18 protein-coding genes and 2 pseudogenes are annotated in these 22009 nt (G+C 65.4%); 10 read left to right on the top strand and 10 right to left on the bottom strand.

The window, feature by feature from the left end; genetic code table 11:
- Positions 1–719: pseudogene (locus EPL00_RS19380) on the top strand (hypothetical protein); the annotation flags it as partial.
- 126 nt (positions 720–845) lie between these two features.
- Here the strand turns inward: EPL00_RS19380 and EPL00_RS19375 are convergent.
- A complete protein-coding gene (locus EPL00_RS19375; RefSeq protein ID WP_135854343.1) occupies positions 846–1271 on the bottom strand; it encodes a helix-turn-helix domain-containing protein in 426 nt (141 codons plus the stop codon).
- Positions 1272–1409: 138 nt separating this feature from the next.
- Here EPL00_RS19375 and dgoD point away from each other — a divergent pair, with 138 nt between their 5' ends.
- The 3 genes from dgoD to EPL00_RS19360 all read left to right on the top strand — a co-directional run bounded on the left by dgoD (position 1410) and on the right by EPL00_RS19360 (position 3509).
- Entirely contained in the window at positions 1410–2558 is a 1149-nt protein-coding gene (gene dgoD / locus EPL00_RS19370; protein WP_135854344.1) for a galactonate dehydratase, read from the top strand.
- Positions 2559–2560: 2 nt separating this feature from the next.
- A complete protein-coding gene (locus tag EPL00_RS19365) occupies positions 2561–2953 on the top strand; it encodes a hypothetical protein (protein ID WP_135854345.1) in 393 nt (130 codons plus the stop codon).
- Positions 2954–3152: 199 nt separating this feature from the next.
- Entirely contained in the window at positions 3153–3509 is a 357-nt protein-coding gene (locus EPL00_RS19360; protein WP_135854346.1) for a HalOD1 output domain-containing protein, read from the top strand.
- An 84-nt stretch (positions 3510–3593) separates the two neighbouring features.
- Here EPL00_RS19360 and EPL00_RS19355 read toward each other — a convergent pair whose 3' ends face one another.
- On the bottom strand, positions 3594–5753 hold the full coding sequence (locus EPL00_RS19355; RefSeq protein WP_135854347.1) for a S9 family peptidase: 2160 nt from the start codon (positions 5751–5753) through the stop codon (positions 3594–3596).
- A gap of 51 nt (positions 5754–5804) precedes the next feature.
- Complete coding sequence (locus EPL00_RS19350) at positions 5805–5975, bottom strand: hypothetical protein (protein WP_162224275.1); 171 nt, start codon at positions 5973–5975, stop codon at positions 5805–5807.
- 146 nt (positions 5976–6121) lie between these two features.
- On the opposite strand from EPL00_RS19350, the gene EPL00_RS19345 reads away from it, so the two are divergent.
- On the top strand, positions 6122–6625 hold the full coding sequence (locus EPL00_RS19345; RefSeq protein ID WP_135854349.1) for a YciE/YciF ferroxidase family protein: 504 nt from the start codon (positions 6122–6124) through the stop codon (positions 6623–6625).
- 729 nt (positions 6626–7354) lie between these two features.
- Here EPL00_RS19345 and EPL00_RS19340 read toward each other — a convergent pair.
- On the bottom strand, positions 7355–7606 hold the full coding sequence (locus tag EPL00_RS19340; protein ID WP_135854350.1) for a hypothetical protein: 252 nt from the start codon (positions 7604–7606) through the stop codon (positions 7355–7357).
- Between the two features lie 145 nt (positions 7607–7751).
- Between EPL00_RS19340 and EPL00_RS19335 the strand changes: the two genes are divergently transcribed.
- From EPL00_RS19335 to EPL00_RS19320, 4 genes are all read left to right on the top strand, one after another.
- Positions 7752–8903, top strand: a complete 1152-nt coding sequence (locus EPL00_RS19335; RefSeq protein ID WP_135854351.1) for an MBL fold metallo-hydrolase — start codon at positions 7752–7754, stop codon at positions 8901–8903.
- Positions 8904–8906: 3 nt separating this feature from the next.
- A complete protein-coding gene (locus EPL00_RS19330) occupies positions 8907–9623 on the top strand; it encodes a ThuA domain-containing protein (protein ID WP_135854352.1) in 717 nt (238 codons plus the stop codon).
- A gap of 122 nt (positions 9624–9745) precedes the next feature.
- Positions 9746–11386, top strand: coding sequence for a response regulator (locus EPL00_RS19325; protein WP_135854353.1), 1641 nt, complete (start codon positions 9746–9748; stop codon positions 11384–11386).
- A 102-nt stretch (positions 11387–11488) separates the two neighbouring features.
- On the top strand, positions 11489–12298 hold the full coding sequence (locus EPL00_RS19320) for a hypothetical protein (protein WP_135854354.1): 810 nt from the start codon (positions 11489–11491) through the stop codon (positions 12296–12298).
- Between the two features lie 1086 nt (positions 12299–13384).
- Here the strand turns inward: EPL00_RS19320 and EPL00_RS19315 are convergent.
- The 4 genes and pseudogenes from EPL00_RS19315 to EPL00_RS19300 all read right to left on the bottom strand — a co-directional run bounded on the left by EPL00_RS19315 (position 13385) and on the right by EPL00_RS19300 (position 20166).
- Complete coding sequence (locus EPL00_RS19315) at positions 13385–14626, bottom strand: orc1/cdc6 family replication initiation protein (RefSeq protein WP_135853926.1); 1242 nt, start codon at positions 14624–14626, stop codon at positions 13385–13387.
- 1606 nt (positions 14627–16232) lie between these two features.
- A pseudogene (locus tag EPL00_RS19310) lies at positions 16233–17156 on the bottom strand (S1C family serine protease); the annotation flags it as partial.
- A gap of 209 nt (positions 17157–17365) precedes the next feature.
- A complete protein-coding gene (locus EPL00_RS19305) occupies positions 17366–18562 on the bottom strand; it encodes a nitroreductase family protein (RefSeq protein WP_135853927.1) in 1197 nt (398 codons plus the stop codon).
- Positions 18563–18642: 80 nt separating this feature from the next.
- Positions 18643–20166: an SLC13 family permease gene (locus EPL00_RS19300; protein ID WP_202932702.1), complete on the bottom strand. Its 1524-nt coding sequence runs from the start codon at positions 20164–20166 to the stop codon at positions 18643–18645.
- Positions 20167–20458: 292 nt separating this feature from the next.
- Between EPL00_RS19300 and EPL00_RS19295 the strand changes: the two genes are divergently transcribed.
- Positions 20459–20821, top strand: a complete 363-nt coding sequence (locus EPL00_RS19295; RefSeq protein WP_135853928.1) for an SHOCT domain-containing protein — start codon at positions 20459–20461, stop codon at positions 20819–20821.
- A gap of 7 nt (positions 20822–20828) precedes the next feature.
- Here the strand turns inward: EPL00_RS19295 and EPL00_RS19290 are convergent, their stop codons facing one another.
- The gene (locus EPL00_RS19290; RefSeq protein WP_135853929.1) at positions 20829–21434 is read right to left on the bottom strand and encodes a class I SAM-dependent methyltransferase; all 606 of its coding nucleotides are present in this window, start codon (positions 21432–21434) and stop codon (positions 20829–20831) included.
- Positions 21435–21523: 89 nt separating this feature from the next.
- Positions 21524–22003: a thioredoxin gene (gene trxA / locus EPL00_RS19285; protein ID WP_135853930.1), complete on the bottom strand. Its 480-nt coding sequence runs from the start codon at positions 22001–22003 to the stop codon at positions 21524–21526.
- Positions 22004–22009: the final 6 nt, after the last annotated feature.

The raw sequence follows: 22009 nt of genomic DNA, 5'->3' as shown, positions 1-22009 counted from the left end.
CCACGACGGAGACTACGACAACTGAAACGACCACGACGGCGACTACGACGACAGAAACGACCACGACGGAGACTACGACAACTGAAACGACCACGACGGCGACTACGACGACAGAAACGACCACGACCACCACGACGATACCGACGCCCGAGGTCGAGGCGCGGCCGGTCGCCGGATTCCCGCGCTGTGAGGACTTCGGACTGGAGCGAGGGCTACTGCTGACCTACGAGGACGGCGAGTTCACCGGCGAGAACGCCACGCGAATCGGCGAGAACACCTTCGAGTTCGAGGCCGACGGCGAGGGATACCGCATCGAGGTGCGGGTCGCCGAGCGCGACGACGACGGCCGACCGGTCGCGCTGACGTTCGACTCGACGCTCCGCGTGGACGCGGCCATCGTCTACGGCGGTCCCGGCGGGAACGTCTACGACTTCCCGGAGGGCGTCTCCGAGCGGGCGCTCCTCGTCGCCCCGGACGACCCCGGCGGGAACCCGTTCCCCGTCGAGCAGTTCGCGGTGTGCTACGACCCCGAGACGCCGAACCGGGCGGAGAACGTCGGCGACGAGGCCGGAGGTAGCGAGAACGTCGGGGTCGGCGACGATGCCGGGGCAGACGATGCGACCGGGTCCGGCGGGGCCGACTTCCCGCTCGCTGACGACGGAACGACGGGGTGGCTCGGCGTCGCCGCCGGGGCACTCCTCGCGCGCAGACGCCGGTAGTCGGGTCGAAGAACGGGATTTCTGTCTTCGAAAGATACGTTTTGGTGAAAAGTGATAGAGGTTTCTTTGTCGGCGGGCGGGGCGTTCGAAACCGTCTCCTCGGCGGGGTACCGTCGTCCCGGCGGCTCAGACCGACACGTCGGCGTCTCGGAGCATGCGGCGGACGTGGCCCAGCGAGTAGGACACGTCGTACTCGCTGTCGATGAACTCCCGGACGAGTTCGGGGGTCCACGAGTCGGCGTCGAACCCGTAGGCGGTCGGCGAGTCGCCGAGCGCGTCGAACACCGCCTCGCGCTCGTCGCCGGAGAGTTCCGAGGGTCGTCCCGGCCGTTCGTCGTCCTCGACCGCCTCCGAGAGCGGTTTGTCGGCGAGGCGGTCGAGCCAGTAGTAGAGGGTCGATTCGGGAACGCCGTACCGCTCGGCCAAGACCGAGACCGACACGCCGTCTTTGTACGCGATGGCGACCATCAGTCGCTTAGTCGCCTTCGCGCTGTCGGCCGCGTCGAGTTGGTCCTGTAGGGCCGAGAGCGAGACACCGTCGAGCTTGTCCATCGGATAGAATTTTCATATTTGTGGGTGTTAACTTTGTCTGTTTTAATTCAGTTAGCTCTGGGACCGCATCACAAACGAGGTTTCGGGGGCGTTGCCAGTTCCCCCGAGGTTTAGACGGTCGGTCGCGTACGGCCGGGCATGGAGATTACCGACTACGAACTGTTCGAGGTGCCCCCGCGGTGGCTGTTCCTGCGCCTCGAAACCAGCGACGGGACCGTCGGCTGGGGCGAACCGGTCGTGGAGGGTCGCGCCCACACCGTCCGGGCCGCCGTCGAGGAGTTACTGGAGGGCTACCTGCTGGGCGAGGACCCCCGCAGAATCGAGGACCACTGGCAGACGATGTACCGCGGCGGCTTCTACCGCGGCGGCCCGGTGCTGATGTCGGCCATCGCGGGCATCGACCAAGCCCTCTGGGACATCAAGGGCAAGCACTTCGACGCGCCGGTGTACGAACTGCTGGGGGGCAAGGCCCGCGACCGAATTCGCGTCTACCAGTGGATAGGCGGCGACCGACCCGCGGACGTGGGCCGGGCCGCCGAGGAGCAGGTCGAAGCCGGGTTCACCGCGCTGAAGATGAACGCGACGCCCGAGTTGGAGCGGGTCGATTCGCCCGCCAAAATCCGGGAAGCGGAGGAGCGTCTGGCGGAGGTCCGCGAGGCGGTCGGCGACGAGGTCGATATCGGCGTCGATTTCCACGGGCGCGTGGCCAAGTCGATGGCCAAGCGACTCGCCGCGGCGCTCGAACCCTACGAGCCGATGTTCGTCGAGGAGCCGGTCCTGCCGGAACACAACGACGCACTCCCCGAAATCGCGGCCCACACCACGACGCCCATCGCCACCGGCGAACGCATGTACTCGCGGTGGGACTTCAAGGAGGTCTTCGAATCGCAGGCCGTGGACGTGATTCAACCCGACCTGAGCCACGCCGGAGGCATCACCGAGGTCAAGAAAATCGCGTCGATGGCGGAAGCCTACGACGTGGCGCTCGCGCCCCACTGCCCGCTCGGGCCAATCGCACTCGCCTCCTGCGTGCAGGTGGACGCCTGCACGCCCAACGCCCTGATTCAGGAGCAGAGCCTCGACATCCACTACAACGAGGAGAGCGACGTGTTGGACTATCTGGCGGACTCCTCGGTGTTCGAGTACGACGACGGCTACGTCGAGTTGCCCGAGAAGCCCGGCCTCGGAATCGAAATCGACGAGTCGGTCGTCCGCGAGCGCGCGGGCGAGGTGAACTGGCACAACCCCGTCTGGCGACACGACGACGGGAGCGTCGCGGAGTGGTGAGGATGCCCGAGCCACTCGGGGCGTTCCCCGCAATCGAGGACGAGACCGACCGGGAACTCCTCGCGCGCCACCAGCGAGCGGTCCGCGACTTGGAGGGCGTCGGCGTGGACGGACTCGTCTACGAGTACCGGACGCAGTTCCACCGCGACCCGCTGGTCGCGCAGGACGCGACGGCGTACTACCTCGCGGTCCGGAGTCACGTCTGGGACGAGTTCGCCGACCGGATGGCCCTCTCGGCGGACGAACTCGCGCGCCTGAAGGCGCTCCACGCCGACCAGTTCGCCGCGAGCGTCGGCGGCGACTCGACGGAGACGACAGGCGACGCAGACGAAACTGGCGACGCGGACGAAACTGACGGCGCGAACGACGAACCGATGATTCTGACCAAAGAGTAGGCGACGAAGCGACGATTCGGCGGTATATCGTGGAAATATTATATTTTTCGTCCGCAGAGAGGAAAAACAGATTCGAACCGACGGATAATCAGGTGCGACGACTCGGTAGATTTCCCCGCCGGAACCGGGGATTTTTTGTACTATTGGCCATTTGAACCGATACGCCGATATTGGGAGTCGGTGGCACCCTACTTCACGCATGAACCGGGATACAGGAGACCTCACGAAACGTGCGCCGTCGCTCGACCGGGACGGGCGCGCGGCGTACCAGATAGTATCGAACGACTTAGACGTTAGCACGGCCATCGTGGAGGCCGTGACCGAAGTGACCGACTGCGACCGCCTCGCCGACGAGTGCGTCCTCTACGACGTGGTGGACCCGGACGCGCTGAATCGCCTCTTCGAGAACCGCGACGGCGGCGCGACGGGACCCACGGGCCACGTCGTCTTCGGACTCAACGGCTGTCGGGTCGAAGTCCGCGCGAACGGCGACCACGTGGTCTACGAACCCGACGCCGGTGGGGACTCGTCGGCGTCCGCGGCCCAGTCGGCCTGACCGACCTCCGACGGGCCTCCTCGTTCTCCCGCTTCGACTTCTCCGAACAGGAGGGCGCAACGATACCGACGAGGAGTCGCCGCTCTACGCGTCGGGGTCGTGGCGCTCGAACCAGTCGGTCAGTTCTTGCAACCGGTGGACGGCGCGGTCGGGGTCGCCGATGTTGTGGTGTTCGTCGGGGTAGACGACCAGTCTGGCGGGCACGCCCTGCTTCTTGACGCTGACGTAGAGCTGTTCGCTCTGGGAGGGCGGACACCGCCAGTCCTCGCCGCCAGCCGTGACCAGCAGGGGCGTCTCGACGTTCCCCACGTCGCGGATGCTCGACGCGGCGTCGTAGCCCTCCTCGTTCTCCCACGGCAGGCCGAAGTCGTTCTCCCACCAGACGTGACTGTCGTCGGTGCCGAACGCCGACCGGAAGTCGTAGACGCCGTGTTCGGCCGCCGCGGCCGCGAACCGGTCCGATTCCGCGACGAGGTAGCCCGTCGTGATGCCGCCGTAGGAGAAGCCGGTGGCGAACAGGCGCTCGGGGTCGGCCCACCCGCGGGCGACTAGCTCCTCGACGCCAGCCAGCACGTCGGCGGTCTCGCGCGGTCCCCACTCGCCGCGAATCTGCTCGCTGAACTCGCGGCCGTACGACGAACTCCCCCGGTAGTTCGTCCGGAGGACGACGTACCCCTGCCCGGTGAAGTGGGCGAACTCGAAGGAGAACGTCGGCGCGTCGTAGGAGACCGGACCCCCGTGAATCGAGGCGACGACCGGTCGCGGGTCGGGGTCCTCGGGGTCGAACTCGTCGGGGAGGTACGCCAGCGCCTCGATTTCCTCGCCCTCGGACTCGAACGTGACGCGGCGACACTCGGGCGTGTGGCGGTCCGCGAGGAGGTCGTCGTTGAGCGCGGTGAGGCGAGTGAGTTCGGTCGCATCGCCCGACTCGGAAGCGAGGTCCCCGGCGTCGAGCGCGTGGAGGTCCGTGCCCTCCTCGGGGTCCGAGAGGAGGACGACCGCCCGGTCTCCTCGGAGGTCGAATCCTTCGATAGTTCGGTCGCGGCCCTGCTCCTCGAAGGTTCGCTCCGGGACGGCCGCTCGGGTCGCGCCCGCCTCGCCTGCACCGCCCTCGGAGAATCGGACGAGTCGGGTCAGGCCCTCGTCGCCGACCGCGGCGTAGCAGTCGTCACCGTGCCACCCGAGTTCGCCGTAGCGCGCGACGGTCCGGTCGAGGTCGCTCGACCACGAGTCGTAGTCGGACGAATCGTCCGAAACATCCGCCACGTACACCTCCGAGGGCCGATACGCGTTCTCGGGGTCGCCGCCGACGAACGCGAGGCGGTCGCCGTCGGGATGCCAGCGCGGCCGACTCGCGGTTAGGTCTGAATCGGTGACTTTCCGGCAGTCGCTCCCGTCGGGCGCGATGGTGTAGAGGTCCATCACGTAGTTGTCGTCGGGGCGGTCGGTCCGGTTCGAGAGGAACGCGATGCGACCGTCGCCGGACGAGTCGGACGCGTCTCCGTCAGCGGAGCGACCGGAGACGCCGGGCGACCACGCGGGACTCAAGCCGGTGGCCGGTTCGCGCGCGCCGCCGCCGCTGTAGGCGTCGTCGAGGCGAGTCGCCTCGCGGGTCTCGTAGTCCACGACGAAGAGGTAAGTCGTCACGTCGTCCAGCCACCCCTGTCCGTCGAACTTGTGCTGGAGTCGCTCGGTCTCGATAGGGCCGTCCTCGTCGCGCCGGGCCGCCAAGTACTCGCGCTGGTCGTCGGTCGGGTCGCGGGCCGCGACCACGAGTCGGTCGCCCTCCGGTCCCCAGTCGAAGCCGCGCACGCCCTCCTCGAAGTCGGTGAGTTGGCGCGCGTCGCCGCCCCGTTCGAGGTCGAATGCCCAGATTTGGGGCTTCGGCTCGTCGTCGGTCGCTCCCTCCTCGGCGTCGTCCGCGTCCGTCGCGTCGTCCGTGTCCGCCGCGTCGTCTCCGGAACGCGTCACGGCGATTTCGGCGTCGGTGTCCCGCGCCGCCGCGAAGGCGAGCTTCGAGCCGTCGGGACTCCACGCTGGCGCGCTCGCGTCGGACGCCCGCGAGAGACGATGTGGCTCGCGCGAGCCGTCGGTCGGCGCGACGAAGAGGGAGGTTCGACGCTCGTCCTCCTGCCGGTCGAACTCGTCGGCGACGAACGCGACCTCCTCGGCGTCGGGCGAGACCGCGAGGTCGGTCACGAGCGTCAGGTCGTAGAAGTCTTCGAGTTCCAATGAGTCTGGCATGCCGAAAGCGTGGCGCGCCGCCGCCTTGAGCGTGTGGGCACCGGAAAATCGCTACTCGTAGGTCTTCCCGCCGGGCACGATGGCGTCGAAGAACGCCCGGAAGACGCCCACCACGAGTTCGAGGAGCAACGGCACGAGCGGGAGGACCACGACGAGCGCGACGAACACCCCGACCACGGCGGCCCCGGCCTTCAGCGCGGTCGCCAACTTCGAGTCGGCCATGAAACTCCTCACGACGCCGGTCCCCAAAACAGTGGTGTCGGAATCGAGTGGAGTGAGACCGAAGTGAAGGGAGACTCGACGGACCGAGGAGAGCCGCGCGAAATCTGCAACAAGGGATAAGACCGTGAGCGGGCTAGTCGTGCGCCATGACCCTCGACACGCCCGAGGAGCTATTCGAGTACGAACTCCGCGGCATCTACTACGGCGAGCGCCGACTTCGGGACCTGCTGGACGAACTCCAGACCAGCGCGACCGACTCGGACCTCGTGGACGGCTTCGCCGACCACCGCGACGAGACCGCACAACACGTCGAACGCCTCGAACGAGTCTTCGGTCTCCTCGACATCGACGCTCACGAGCGCACGGTGCCGACCTTCGACGCGCTACGGGAGGAGAAGCGCGAGATAGATTCGGAGGGCAACGACGTAGCGGTCCAGAACGCCCTCTACAACCACCTCGGCCGGAAAGCCGAACGCTTGGAACTGACCGCCTACGAGGGTCTGCTGGAAATCGCAGACGCCATCGACGCCGACAGCGAGGTAGTGGACCTGCTGGAGGAGAACCGCGACGAGGATTCGGATGCACTGGACGAGTTGGAGTCGGTTTCGGAAGGGGCCGAGTTCGAGTCGTTCGTCGATAAGTTGCTGTAACGGAAGTTAGAGTGATTGAGAAATTGTAGTTTTAGCTTACTAGTCGAAGCAACCGACGAGAACATCGAGAGGAAAATAATAGATTGAGCGGCCGGGTTCTGTATCAAAATGACTCTGAACAACGTGACCGTCCCGAAAAGCCCGTTCGAGTAACTGGTAGCGACGACCGAACAACAGGGTACTGTTCCGTCGGAAAAGGCCGCTGAGGTGCCGGATACCGGGAAATTATTATACATAATATTAAATAATAATGGACAGATATGAAAGACAATACGAGAACAGATGCCAATATCATACAAATCGTGAATAAAGCTAGTCAAGTTCGAGAAAATACCTCGGGGAAATACTGAAGTGGTTGATGCAAAAGGTGGGAAAATGCTCAATCGGTAACGTGACAATTGTCTAGCGTGTCAGTGTGTGGCGGGGTTCAACATGGGACTGTTCAGTTCCGATTCCAAGTATTGTGCGGTGTGTGGAGGAGACGCAAAGCCAAAAAACGCCCAAGAATGCAGTAGTTGTGGTGCCGCCATTCACGACGAGTGTCTGAAAAGGTCGGGTAACGCAAAGAAAAAGAGTAGGCTAATCCGCGGAGATAAAGTGAAACTCAAGTGTCCAAACTGTGGGCACGTTGGGTCTGCCTGACTGAAAAACTGAACATAGAATTTTTGGGACTCACTAAGCATCCGAACAAGAAAGCCGAGGAGACCTGATACCCGAATCCTCCTCGCTCTACCCATCCCCGAATTCCGCACCACAGTTCCCGCAAGCCATGCTCGCCGAGGGCAACGCGCGCTGTGCAGTCACCAGTCCGCAGTCGTCGCAGACGCCGTAGAGGCGTTTCTCCGGGGCGATGCCGCTGACGAACTCCATGCGCACCCACGCGTCGGGGTTCGTCTCGTCGTAGATTTCCACGCCGTCGTCGGTTCGGGTCCAATTGATTGGGTCTTCGTCCTGCTCCCGTCGCTGGAGTCGTTCGCTCATCGGGTACTCGAAGGGCGACTCGTATCTATCATAAACGTTCCGGATGAATTTTTACTACGAGAGTAATTAAACTCCTCTCGACGGGAGGAGTCCGCGACTGTTCCGGGAGAGAAAACGACTTATCCGGGACGGGCCGAGTACGACCGTGAAACGAATCCAACTGGGGAACACCGTCTTCGAGGGGCAGAACGACGCCTACCTGTTCGACGGCGACGGCCCGACCACGCTGGTCGATACCGGCGTCGCCACCGAGGAGGGCCGCGAGCAGTTGCGGGCCGGACTCGCGGAGTACGGCGTGTCGTTCGCCGACGTGGACCGAATCTTGCTGACCCACTGGCACCACGACCACGCCGGACTCGCGGGCGAGATACAGGCCGAGAGCGACGCGACGGTGTTCGTCCACGAGGCCGACGCGCCGATGGTGGCGGGCGACGGGGCGAACCACAAGGTCGAAATCGAGGAGCGCGACCTCTTCGAGCGGTGGGGCGTGCCCGACGAGAAGCGGACCGAGCTACTAGACTTTTTGGACCTCCACGACCAGATTCAGGGCACGTCGCCGAGTGTCGAGACGTTCGCCGACGGCGCGACGTTCGACTGCGGCGGCGTCGAGTTGCGCGCGGTCCACCTGCCGGGCCACAGCGCCGGACTCTCCGGGTTCGCGTTCGACGCCGACGGTGGGGTAACGGACGACGGGAGGGCCGACGAGGAGACCGGGAGTCGGGGGACCGACGGCGAGCGCCACCTCCTCGCGGGCGACGCGCTCCTGCCGAAGTACACCCCGAACGTGGGTGGCGCGGACCCCCGCGTCGAGGACCCGCTCGGGACGTATCTCTCCTCGCTCGGGCGAATCATCGAGGCCGACTACGACCGGGCGTGGCCGGGCCACCGCGACCCCATCGACGACCCCGCGGGGCGGGCGCGCGACATCGCGGTCCACCACCGCGAGCGCACCGAGCGCGTGCTAGAGGTTCTGCGCGAACGCGACGCCCCCGACGCGTGGACCGTCAGCGCCGACCTCTTCGGCGAGCTTTCGAACATCCACATCATGCACGGCCCCGGCGAGGCGTGGGCGCACTTGGACCACCTCGAACGTCACGGCGTCGTGACGCCGACCGGCGGCGAGGAGGGCGAGGCTATCGAAGACGAGACCGTCGGAGACGGGAGCGTCGGGTACGAACTCGTGGAATCCGACCCGGACGTAGACGCGATGTTCGAGTACGGAACGACCGGCGACGCGGCGGCCGACGATACGGCAACCGACGACACGGCGACTGCGGACGCGACTACGGAGGAGTAACACGTGACCACAGTTACAGTCTGGAACGAGTACCGCCACGAGCGAAACGACGAGGAGGCCCGCGAGGTCTACCCCGAGGGCATCCACGCGACCATCGCCGACTTCCTCGAAGACGAGGGGTTCGAGACGCGAACCGCCACTTTAGACGAACCCGAACACGGACTCACCGAGGAGGTGTTAGACGACACCGACGTGCTGACGTGGTGGGGACACGAGGCCCACGACGAAGTGGAAGACGAAATCGTGGAGCGCGTCCACGAGCGAGTCCTCTCGGGGATGGGCCTGCTGGTCCTGCACTCGGGGCACTTCTCGAAGATTTTCAAGCGCCTGATGGGGACGACCTGCGACCTGAAGTGGCGCAACGAGGGCGAGAAGGAACGGCTCTGGTTGGTCGAACCCGGCCACCCCATCGCCGAGGGCGTCCCGGAGTCCATCGAGGTCCCCGAGGCCGAGATGTACGGCGAGCGATTCGACGTGCCCGCGCCGGACACCCTCGTCTTCAACAGCTGGTTCGAGGGCGGCGAGGTGTTCCGAAGCGGGTGCTGTTACCGACGCGGGTCGGGCCGCGTCTTCTACTTCCGGCCGGGTCACGAGACGTATCCGATATATAAACAGCCCGAGATACAGAAAGTCGTAGCAAACGCCGTCTCGTGGGCAACTCCTATCAGTAATTCCGACACTTCGTTCGGGAACGTCCCGAAACCGCCAGAAGACGGTTGAAACTCCCGATTTTCGTGTTTTAATCAACACTGATAGCGCGGCATCAATTTTGATACTGGAATCAGTAAAGTTAAAAGAATGGAACCATTTATTAGGTAGCCGCGAAACCGCCATGACGTAGAATGGCAGACGCGCGCCACCGTGTCCTTCACGTCGAAGACAACGACTTCTTCGCCAGAGTGACTGCTGGCGTTCTCACCGACGACTACGACATGGACGTTCACACGGTGGAGAGCGCCGACGAAGGGCTCGCCCTGCTCGACGCCGACGAGTTCGACTGCATCGTCAGCGACTACGAGATGCCGGGGATGGACGGCTTGGAGTTTCTGGACGTGGTTCGGGAGGACTACCCCGACATCCCCTTCATCCTGCTGACCGGCGGCGGAAACGAGCGCATCGCCAGCGAGGCCATCTCCGCGGGCGTCACCGACTACCTCCGGAAGAGCGAGGGCAAAGACCAGTTCGCGGTGCTGGCCAACCGCATCGACAACGCCGTCTCCCGGCGACGGACCGAGCAGTTGGCCGAGCGCCAGATAGCCGTCAACGACCTCATCTGGGACGTGAGCCAAGCGGTCCTGCGGGCCTCCTCGCGCGAGGACATCGAGGAGACCGTCTGTGACCGATTGGCCGATTCGGACCCGTACGTCCTCGCGTGGGTCGGGAAGGTGGACGAGGACGCGATGGCGGTCCGCCCGCAGGTGTCGTCGGGCGTCGAACAGCGGTACCTCGACGCGGTGGTCCTCGACCCGGAAGACGGACCGACCAGCGATGGGGGCGACCGGATTCCCGTTCGAGAGGCCGTCGAAACCCGGACCGTGCAGGTCGAGCGCACCGCGACGCTCGAAGAGGGCTTCGATTTGAACGCCGACCCGACGGCGGAGAGATACGCCGTCGCCGCGATTCCGCTCGTCTACGAGGAGCAGGCCTACGGCGTCCTGAGCGTCTGGTCGGACGCGCGCCACGCGTTCGGCGAGACCGAGCGTCGCGTCCTCTCGAAGTTCGGCAACAACGTCGCGTACGCCATCGACTCGGTGCAGACGCGCAAGGAACTCGTCCGGCGCGAACAGCGGTTGCAGGTGTTCAATCGCATCCTGCGCCACAACCTCCGCAACGACCTCAACGTCGTGTTGGGTCGCGCCCAGAACATCGGCGAGGAGTTCCCGCCCGCCGCCCGCGAGGCCAGCGTCATCGAACAGAAAGCCAACGAACTCATCGAGATAAGCGAGAAGGCCCGCGAGGTCGGCAAGACCCTCGACGGCGGCGACCGGAAGAAAAAGCAGATCGACGTGACCGACTGCGTGAGACGCACCTGCGAGGAGTTCCGCCAGTCGTACCCCGAGGCCACGATTACGACGTGTCTCCCGGAGAGCGCGCGCGTCTACGCCGACAAGACCTTGGAGGCCGCCATCAGCGAGGTCGTCGAGAACGCCATCGAACACAACGACGACGACCAACCCGCGGTGCGTGTGGCGGTCTCGGCGACGGGCGACGACGGCGAGTGGGTCGAGATAACCGTCTTGGACGACGGGCCGGGTATCCCCGAGGACGAGCGCGAGGTCCTCACGGAGGGCGAGGAGACCGCGCTCCACCACGGGAGCGGACTCGGCCTCTGGCTCTCGCACTGGATAGTCAGCAAGTTCGGCGGCGAACTCGCGTTCGAGGACTATCACACCGACGGCGGCGCGGTGACGTTGCGACTTCAGCGCGCGGTCGAGGACGTGTCTCCGTGGCAGGAGATTTCCGCGCTCGGCGGAGAATCGTAGCGCGTGCGCTCGGCGGGGAGTCGTAACAGCGACACGTGCGCCGAAACGTGTCCACTTCCTTCAGCAACAAATATATACGTATAAAATAAACAAGTACACGATATGAGTACGCAATCATCGGGATTGGTAGAACGGTTTCGACAACCGGAGTACACGGGCGAGAACCGGTGTACACCGTGTACTATCGTCAACGTCGTCATCGCGGCGGTCGGGAGCGCCGCGGTGTCGTACGTCCTCACGCCGGTCGGGGGCGCGGCGGTGTTCGCTGGCTCGCTGGCGGCTATCTACCTCCGAGGCTATCTCGTGCCGGGGACCCCGACGCTCACCAAGCAGTACTTCCCCGACTGGGTGCTGGCGAAGTTCGACAAACTCGAAGACGAACAGGTGGAAGTGAGCGAGGAGGAACGCGAGCCTGAGGAGGTGCTGGCCGACGCTGGCGCGGTCGAACCCTGCGAGCAGATGGACGACCTCTGTCTCTCCGACGAGTTCCGGGGGACGTGGCACGACGAGATGGACGCCATCAACCGCGACGGGACCGAGAAGAGCCTCCTGAGCGAAGTCCTCGACGTGGACGAGGACAAACTCACCTTCGAGGAACACGACGAGGCGATGGTCGCCCAGTACGACGACGGCCGACTCGGCCAGTGGGAGTCCCGCGCCGCGCTCGTCGCCGACCTCGGTGCCGCGAAGGTGCTGGAGGACCGCTACCCCGACTGGGACGCGCTGACGGTCACCAACCAGAGTCGCGTCCTGAGCGGACTGCGTATCTTCCTCGAATCCTGCCCCGACTGCGGCGGCGAGATTCAGATGGAACAGGAGACCGTCGAGTCGTGCTGTCGCACGATGGACGTGGTGGCGGTCAGTTGTTCGGACTGCGACTCCCGGATTCTGGAAGTCGAACACAACCAGTAAACTCGCAGCGTTCTTTTCCGTCCGTTCGGTCCGATTCTACCGATTGGCTCAGTTCTACTCGTTCGGTCCAATTCTACCGATTGGCCCAGTTCTACTCGTTCGGTCCAATTCTACCGATTGGCCCAGTTCTACTCGTTCGGTCCAATTCTACCGATTGGCCCAGTTCTACTCGTTCGGTCCAATTCTACCGATTGGCCCAGTTCTGCCCGGTCGGTCCAGTTCTGCCCGGTCGGTCCAGTTCTGCCCGACCGGTCGTCCTGTCGTCACTCTCCGGACGGTACTCCTCGCCTTCGGTTCGTCTCCAACCGCCGCACATCCGTGACCCCGTCGTTTCCGCTGTTTCGCCGCTGACTGGACACTCGTCGGGGCCGACGAGGAGGGCCACCGCCGACTCTACTACCGACCCCACCACTGACTCTACTACCGACCCCACCACCGACTCCACTACCGACCCCACCACCGACTCCACTACCGACCCCACCACCGACTCCACTACCGACCCCACTACCGACTCTAACGCCGATTTCACCCCGCAATTTCCGCTGTCGCGCTCCGGACTCGGCCGAGGGGTGACCCCGGAGTTTCCGCTGTCTCGCCGGTTCGACGCCGGGGAGCGTGGTCGGGACTCCTCGGTCTCGGATTCCCGTCGGTTTCGGAATTTCGATGCCGTCGGTTTCGGAAGTTCGATGGATGCTCGTCCGGGAAAGACAGCGGAAACGACGGGGTAGCCGTTCACGGCGTCGGCGGTCGGAACAGCGGAAATATCGGTGTCCTCCGGGTCAGATTTCACGCCCGAGACAGCGGAAACTCTGGTGTGACGGTATCCGGGTCGAGCGTTGCGGCCGAGCAGAACGAGTACGATGGGCGGACAGAAGCGCCGGGGCCGCCGGAGAGAAACGGCAGGACTACCGGATAGTCGGCGGAGCGATGGGGAGTCGGGACGAGACCGACTGACGAAAAGACACCGGAAACGACGGGGTAGTGGTCGGACGGCGTGCGGTGGGAGGGATGGAACGAGGAGCCTCAGTTCTCGGTGCCCCCGTTTTCGGCGTCTTCAGTTCTCGGCGTCTTCCGTTTTCGGCGTCTTCAGTTCTCGGCGTCCTCGAAGGTCGTCTGGTAGTACGGCCGGATGCTCTCGTGGACTCCAGCGAACTCGATGGTCTCCTCGAGGGCGGTGACGACGAGTTGGAGGTCCTGTTTGAGGGCGTGTTCGCGGTACTTCCCGCCTGACATCCCCTCGTTCTTCTCGGTCGAGGAGATGACCCCGAGCATCGCGAGGTCCGCGAGGTGGTCGCGCATCCGGCGGCTGGTGAGCGGTTCGGTGCCGACGTGGTTGCAGAGCTGTTCGTACCGGGGGCGGATGTCCCGCGAGCGGGCGGGGGTTTCCGCTTCGGCCTCCAGCGAGGTGAGCGCGTAGAGGATGAGCCGGGCGTGTTCGGTCAGGTCGGCGACGCCCTCCATGATGCGGTCGCGTTCGAGCTTCTCGCGGGCCTCTTGGACGTGTTCGTCCGTGACCTGCTCGACGGCCTCCTTCCGGGCGAGGTCGCCCGCTTCGAGCAGGAGGTCGAGGGCCTGCCGGGCGTCACCGGCGTCCTGCGCGCCGTAGGCCGCACAGAGCGGAATCACGTCCTCGGCGAGCGCGCCGTCGTGGAACGCGACCTGCTCGCGCTGGCTGAGGACCTTCTGGAGTTCGGTCGCGTCGTAGGGCGGAAAGGACACTTCCTTCTCGCAGAGCGACGAGCGCACCTTGGCAGAGAGCGAGTCGCGGAACGAGAGGTCGTTGCTGATACCGATGAGACCGATTTTGGCGTGTTCGAGGTAGCCGTTGGACCGGGCGCGGGGAATCTGGTAGAGGATGGAGTTGTCGTTGATGTGGTCCACCTCGTCGAGGACCACGATGACGGTGCCGCCCACCTTGTCGAGTTCCTCCCAGAGAAAGCTGTAGACCTGCGCTTGGGGGTAGCCGGTGTTACTTATCTGCTCGGACGGGTCGCGGAGCGTGTTGACGAGGCGCACGGCGACCTGATAGCTGGAGTTCAGCCCGTCGCAGTTTATCTCGATGACGTTCAGCGAGATGTCGTCGTACTTCGCGGCGTCGTTCTGGAGTCGGTTGAGGAGAAACCGGGTCGCGGCGGTCTTGCCCACGCCGCTCTTGCCGTAGAGGAAGATGTTCGACGGTGCCTCGCCGTTGATAATCGGCTGGAGGGCGGCGTGGTACTCCTCTAACTCCTCGTCGCGGCCGACGAGGTTGTCCGGGGTGTACTCCTCTAAGAGCGCGTCGCGGTTCTTGTAGAGGGAGTTGTCCCGGTCGAAGCTGAACGATGACATTGTCGATATCTGGACGCTTGGAGAGGCGGACGTATAAAGTTACGTGGTCACTACGGCGTCCGCTGTTTCCGATGTCCCGAAGGTTTTTATTTCTCGGATTGATTCCGGGGGTGCATCGTTTCCGGAGTCCCCATTGACTTAAACACACACCCACCCCATCGTTTCCGGAGCTTTCCGGCGGAGAGGGTGGGTGGGGTAGAGACTCTGTATATAAGCGCAAGGTTTATATAGGAAACTGTTAAACAGTAACCGTAGTAGAAATAGACGAAATAGACTATATAAGCGACAACGATTACGGTAGCAGTTTGGAGTAGAATTTTTGCTGTCTTAGCCCGTCATTCGGGTAAATTCGTCCAGCTCGTGGTTCGTTTCCACCGTGTCGCGTCAGAACTCGAAACGGTCGCTGAGTGAACGAATCCGACCACCGAGAGACGACAAATCCGGTTGGGTCCGGCTTTCGAGGCGGATCGGGTTCGGTCTTCGAGGAGGGTCGAACCCATTTTCGAGAAGGCGACCCGGATTCTTCACTCACCCACCGCCTCCTCCGGCCGAAACAGCGGAAACGATGGGGTGGGTGTGTCGGAGCCGAACCCCGACCACCCGCCGAAATCACTCGGCCCTTCCCTCGGACGCGAAGACAGCGGAAACAGTGGGGAGGGTGTGGTAGAAAAAAGCCGACACGGGCGTCGTGTCACACGACTCGTTCTCCTCGTTTGCTCCGCTCGAACCTCGCCAATTCCGCCGAATCGAGCCGTCACGCCGACCGTATCGGTGGCCTTCACCTCTTCAGAAATTATTCACTCCGTAGTCGAGACAGCGGAAACAGTGGTGTTGCCGCGGCCTTGCTCTGGTCCCGCCACGCTCTTATCCGTGGTCTCTCTGTGCCGGTATCCGCGATTTCTCGATGTTGACGCCCGTAGTCTTGCCATACTGACGCCGCCGACGTGCGTCTACTATCGCAGAGTCGCATCTTTCTGCCTCGGCGTCCGACGACGTACCAGCGTCGAAACAGCGGAAATGGTGGGGTTGTTTTCTTGCCTTACCAACACGTTTCGAAGTGGGCATCGCTCGCCAAACCGTCGGGGAACCGCTCAGAACACGCTTTTCGGCCCACAAAAGACAGCGGAAACGACGGGGTTCGACCCCTCGCCAGTGGTACTGGCAAGAACTCCGCTATCGAAACTCGGAACTCGGAACTCGGCTACCGAACCGGGACGTGAGACTTCGACCCGCCGGGCCGAGGTCGCTCTCCGAGAGTCATCGACTCGGTGATTCGCTCGCCGTCACGGATCAACTCCACCGTCACCGTCTCGTCCGGTTCGGTCTCCGTGATGAGATACCGCATCAACTCCTCGTGCGAGCGGACCGCTCGAACGTCGGATTCCGATTCCGGCTTCGACTCCAGTTCCGACTTCGACTCCAGTTCCGACTTCGACTCCAACTCCGACTTCGACTCCAACTCCGACTTCGACTCCAACTCCGACTCTGACTTCAACTCCAAATCCGACTTCGACTCCAACTCCGACTCTGACTTCAACTCCAAATCCGACTTCGACGCTATCGCTTCGGTCTCCGCTCCGAGGAGCCTCCCGTGCGACCCGCTACCGACGCCGACGATGATGTCACCGCCGACCGGGACCTCGTGCCCGCGGACCGAGCGCGTGCCGTGACAGCCTTTCAAGCCACCGCTCGCGGGGCCGAGGCGCACGTCCACGACGAGGAGGCCCGCCGGTTCGTCGAGTCCGTTCGCCTCCGCGACGGTCGGCGAGACGTTGACGGTCCGGACGTTGAGATACGAGTGGCGATACTCGCCGGTCTCGATTAGCGTCGGCACGACGCGGGTCACGATGGCCGGAGAGATGGCGAATCCGATGTTCTCGCCCTGTTTGGCTCGGTTGACGCCGACGACTTCGCCGTCCATCGTCACGAGGGGACCCCCGGAGTTACCGGGGTTGATGGCGGCGTCGGTCTGAATCGTGTCGGGGATGGTGAACCCCGACCCGGTCGGCGTCGTCCGGTTCGTCCCGCTGACGATGCCCGCGGTGATGGTGCCGTCGAGACCCATCGGGTTCCCGAGCGCCGCGACCGGGCGGCCGGGGTCGGGGTTCCGGTCGGCGACCGGAAGCGGGGCGGCGTAGTCGGGGACCTCATCGACGCGGACGACCGCCAAGTCGGTGTAGGCGTCCGCACCGACGACTTCGCCGGTCCGCCAGTCGCCCTCGCTGAACCGGACTTCGACCGTGCGTCCGACCGCTGGCTCGCCGACCGTCTCACTCCTCTCGCCTCGACGCCGCCGCCTCGCTGGCGGCGTGACCACGTGTTGGTTCGTGACCACGTGGCCCTCGTCGTCGTAGACGAACCCTGACCCGGCCCCGGCCGTGGTCGGACCGCCCGCGGTCTCCACCGTCGCGTGAATCGAGACGATGGAGGAGATGGCCTCGTCGTAGAGTCGCTCGTAGGACTCGTGGTCTTCCCCGCTCCCCACATCTGTTCCGTCAGAACTTCCGTGTCTGTTGTCTTCGGTCGTCATTCTCGGGTTCGCTCCCGGCGTGCGATTCGTCCGGGTCTCCCGGCGAGAATCGGGGTCGGGCGGCGAACTCACCCGAGGTTAGGACCGACCGGATATAAGTGTGCGGTTGATTCACACGAACTCGGTCGAACGCCGTCGCTCCGTACGTTCGGTCGGACGAGGCCACTCCGCACGCTCGGCCGAGGAGTCCCGCCTCTCGCCCCGCTCGCTCAATCGACCAGCACCGCCTCGGCCGGTCGTCGAGGAGACCGCCGCTCCTCGCTCTCCCGTTCGGGGTAACCCAGTCGGAAGAGGTGCTGGGCCGGACGGTCCGGTCGCCCGAGGAGGTCGACCAACTCCCGCCGCAACCCCCCGACTTCCAGCGCGGCGCTCACCGGATGAATCCCGATGCCGAGCGCGGTCGCGAGCAGACTCAACCGCTCGAACACCTGTCCGGCTCGAATCTGGCTCCGTCGGCCGTCGTCGTCGGTCCGAAGGGCCGCGACGACCGGCCCCTCGCGTATCGCTCGCCCGTCTTTTCGAGCGCGCTGGCGGCCGAGATTCAGGTGGCTCACGGCGAGTTTCCCGACCTTCGCGGCGGGCCACGGGTCGCCGAACGCGCCGCGACCGACCCACCGGCCCAGTTCGCGTCGGTAGGCGTAGTCGGCGTACAACCGCCGGTTCGCGCGAGCGGTCAGGTCCGCGATAGCGTCCAGCGTCTCGGCGTCGGCGACCATCTGGAGGGATACGTCCGCCTCGACGCAGTGGCGGTCCAACGCGGCGAGGTCCGCGGTCGGTATCGGTGTGGCCCGGAATCGCCCGCGACTGGTCCGGCGGTGGGGAATGGCGGTGAACAGTCGCGCTCCTCGGTAGTCGGCGGACGACTCCTCGGCGGAGTCGCCGCCTTCGAGCGGCGACTCCGGTGAACGCTGTGAGTCCGACGACTGGGGCGACCCCGACGACTCCGACAGCCGAACCGTCGCGGCGTGGGAGCTGTCGCTCCCCGGCATGTATGCCACTTCGAAGCCCAGTCCGAAGTGGTCGGCCGCGACCAGCAGGTTCTCCAGCGCGGCCCCGAGGCTGAGATACAGCTCGCGCTTGTCGTGGTCGGCCACCGTCAGCCACCGGTCCAAGTCGGCGAACAGCCGAATCTCGTCGTCGTCGGCCGTGAACAGCCACGGCTGGGTGTTGTGACTCGACGGTGCCAACACTGCGTACCGGACGAGAAACCGGGCGCGCTTCTCCAGCGCCGACTCCTTCGGAAACGCCGACGCTGAGACTCGCCACGGTCGCGGTCCGCCGACCCACCTGCGCCGCAGAGAGACCTGCCCGACCGTCTCGCCGATCGTCTCGCTGGCCCGCGAGACGAGGCCTCGGCGCTCGCGCTCGCTAGGTCGTCGTACTATCTCCGGATTCTGCTCCCCCATAGTTACGAACGCCCGACACGAGCGCCACGGACTTAGTTGTGCGTGTGGTCCGAGGCGTGACTCGTCGTACGACGGGAATTTCACACCACGCCCGGCAACACCGTCACCGCCAGCGCGAGCAACACCGCCGTCGTCACGAAGACGAACACCACGTCCAGCACCGACCCGGCCCGGAGCATCTGGCCGCGCGTCACCTCGCCGGTCCCGAAGACGATGGCGTTGGGCGGCGTGGCGACCGGGAGCGCGAAGCCGTAGCTCGCGGCTACCGCGCTCGCGATGGGTAACAGGAGCGCCGCATCGACGCCCGCGGCCGGGAGGTCACCACCGACTTCGATGAGGACCGGCGCGAGGAGTGCCGCGGTCGCGGTGTTCGACGCGAGTTCGCTCAACGCGACGGTCAGCGCGACGACGGCGGCCAGCAGGACGACCAGCGGGGCCGTCCCGAGCGAACGGACGACCCCGGCCGCGAGCCACTCGGTCGCGCCGGTGTCCGCGAGCGCGTCCGCCAGCGAGAGGCCGCCGCCGAACAGCAGCAGGGTCCCCCAGTCGATTCGCTCCACGTCGTCCCACTCGACGCCGCCGACGAGAAAGAGGACCGGAATCGCGGCCAATCCGACGGTCACGAAGTAGAGGAGTCCCTGATAATCGCCCGCCCCAAGAAACCACCCGGCGTCGCCCGCGCCGCCTTCGCTCCCGAAGAGCGTCGTGTACCACCGCGACGAAAGGAGCGGTTCGAAAAGAAAGCCCAGACCGCCGACCAGCCAGAGCGTCGCCACGGCGAGGAAGACGACGGCGACCCGCTTGGCCGTCCGGTCGAGCGCGCCAGCCGAAGTCGCGGTCTCGCGGGCGCTCCGGCGCGCGGCCGACACGTCTACCTCCTCGGGCGGATAGAGCGAGACGAGCAGGTACCACGCCAGCGGGAGCGTCGCGGCGACCGTCGGCAGACCGATAGCCAGCCACTCCACGAAATCGACCTCGTAACCCGCGTCGGCGAGCGCCGAGACGACGATGGCGTTCGGCGGCGTGCCCACGAGCGTCCCGATGCCGCCGATGCTCCCGGCGTAGGCCACCCCGAGGAGCGCCGCGGTGTGGAGGTTCCCGACGGACTCCTCGGCGGTCGCGTCGATTTGCCGGACGATGCCGACGGCGATGGGAGCCATCAGCGCCACGGTCGCGGTGTTCGAAATGAGCATCGAGAGACCCGCGGTCGGGACCATCACGCCGAGGACGACCCGGCGAGGAGTCGTCCCGACGCGCCCGAGCAGACGGAGTGCGACTCGGCGGTCCAGCCCGTGTTTCTGGAGCGCCGCGGCGAGGACGAACGTCGAGAGAAAGAGAAAGACCACCGGGTCGGCGAACCCCGACAGCGACTCGGCGAGCGTCGGGTAGACCCCGAGCGCGGCGAGCCAGAACGGGACCGTCAGCGCGGTCACGGGCAGGGGAAGCGCGCCGGTAATCCAGAGGCTCGCGGCGAAGACGCCGGTGGCGAGCGCGCGCTGGCCCTCGGGGGTCAACCCCGCGGGCGTCGGCGCGGCGGCGACCGCCACCGTCGCGGCCGTGGCCACGAGGACGACCAGCCAGTTCGGCGGGCGCGGGAGCTTCATGGCCAGTTCGGCGAGCGCGGACGGGTCACGTCGCGTCCCGCGCCCGGTCTCGTCGCTCCGAGTCCGATGCTCCCGACACGATTGCTGGCGTCACTTCCACGGACCGCCGGAAATATCTTCGGGGCGACAGTTCCGCGAGGAGGGAACCCTTCCCGAATCTTGAAGCGGTCCCTCTCGCTCCTCGATTCGGTTACGGTCGGTCGAGTACTCTCGCGTCCACGCAGCGCCACACCGTTCGAGTACTTGCGCCCGCCGACGCAGAGTTTTACCGCTGGAAGGCGTCTTGCAGAACATGGCGACGGACGCACAACTTTCCCGACTGCTCCTCGTCGCGCTCGCGGTGTTACTGTTGCTCCCGGTCGTGACGATGCTGTTCGCGTGGCCGCTGATGGGGATGGGATGGTGGATGCACGGTCCGGCGAATCCGACCGGCCCGACCGGTCCCGGCGGGTTCGGCGGGAGCGCCACGCCGACGTGGATGTTCGGCTTCTGGGTCGTCGGCTTGGTCGTCCTCGCTGGCGGTGGGTATCTCCTCTACCGCGCGATATCGAACTCGTCGTCGGACCCCGCCCTCGAAGAACTTCGCCGGGCCTACGCCCGCGGCGACCTCTCTGACGAGGAGTTCGAGGAACGGCGCGACCGATTGCAGAGCTAGCCCAGCGTCACCGCTCGGCGACGACGAAGAACGTCTCGGGGCGCTCGTCCGCGCGGACGACCGAGAACCCCGCGTTTTCGAGGAGTTCGACCGCTTCGTCGCGGTCGTAGCGTTCGCCGACCGGCGGCCCGCTCTCGCCGTCGCCGTTCGCGCTCCAGTCGCCGACGACGAAGCGCCCGCCCTCGCGGAGGACGCGCGCGACCTCTACTTCGGCACCCGACCTATCGTCGGCACCAGCTCGGTCGGCCGCGCCGTCTCCGTGGCCGTCCCCGGCGAACTCGTGGAACGTCATGGTCGAGAAGGCGGCGTCGAGTTCGCCGTCGGCGAACGGCAGGTCCCCGATGTCCGCCGTCACGAGCGAGACGTTCTCGGGGACGCCCTTCTCGCGGTACAACTCGTGCATCTCGCTCTGCACGTCCACGGCGCGGACTTCGCTGGCGAACGGGGCCACGTCGTCGGTGTAGAACCCCGTGCCGCTCCCGAAGTCGGCGACGGCGCTCCGGTCCGGGTCGAGGTCCAGCGCGCCGACTAGCTCCTCGCGCGAGAGATACCTGTACCGCGATGCGTCTTCCAACTTGTCGGCCGACTCGGGGTCGAAGGTGTGAAAGCCCATCGTCTCCGACTCGGTTGCCGACCCCCTTAACGACTGTGGGATGTGCGCGAAAGAGACAAGACTACCGCGGCGGGACCGACGAGTGCGTCTTAGCTGTACCGCTCGACGAGCTTCGTCAGGGTCTCCTCGTCCTGCACGCCGACGACCTGCTCGACCTGCTCGCCGTCGGCGAACAGCAACAGTGTCGGCACGCTGCGGACGCCGTACTGCGTGGCCAACCCCTGATGCTGGTCGATGTCCACCTTCGCCACCGCGGCGTCGGTGCGCTGTGCGATGGCCTCCACGGTCGGTTCGAGCATGTTGCACGGACCGCACCAGTCCGCGTAGAAGTCCACCAGCGTCACGTCGTACTGGGTGGTCACGTCCGAGAACTGTTCGACGCTCTCGACGTGGACGGGTTCGCTCGGGGCCTCCGCCGTCCCGGCGTCTCCGTCGCTCCCGGTGGCGGCGTCATTCTCGGTGGCGGCGGCGTCACTCCCGGCCGCGGCGGCGTCGCCTGCGCCGCTCCCATCGCCGAGGAGTTCGTCGCGCTTCCGTTCGCGGATGGATTCGAGTTCGTCTTCGCTCATCACGTC

The organism is Halorussus salinus (assembly GCF_004765815.2).
Classification (GTDB): domain Archaea; phylum Halobacteriota; class Halobacteria; order Halobacteriales; family Haladaptataceae; genus Halorussus; species Halorussus salinus.
This window is presented reverse-complemented; position numbering and strand designations above follow the sequence as displayed.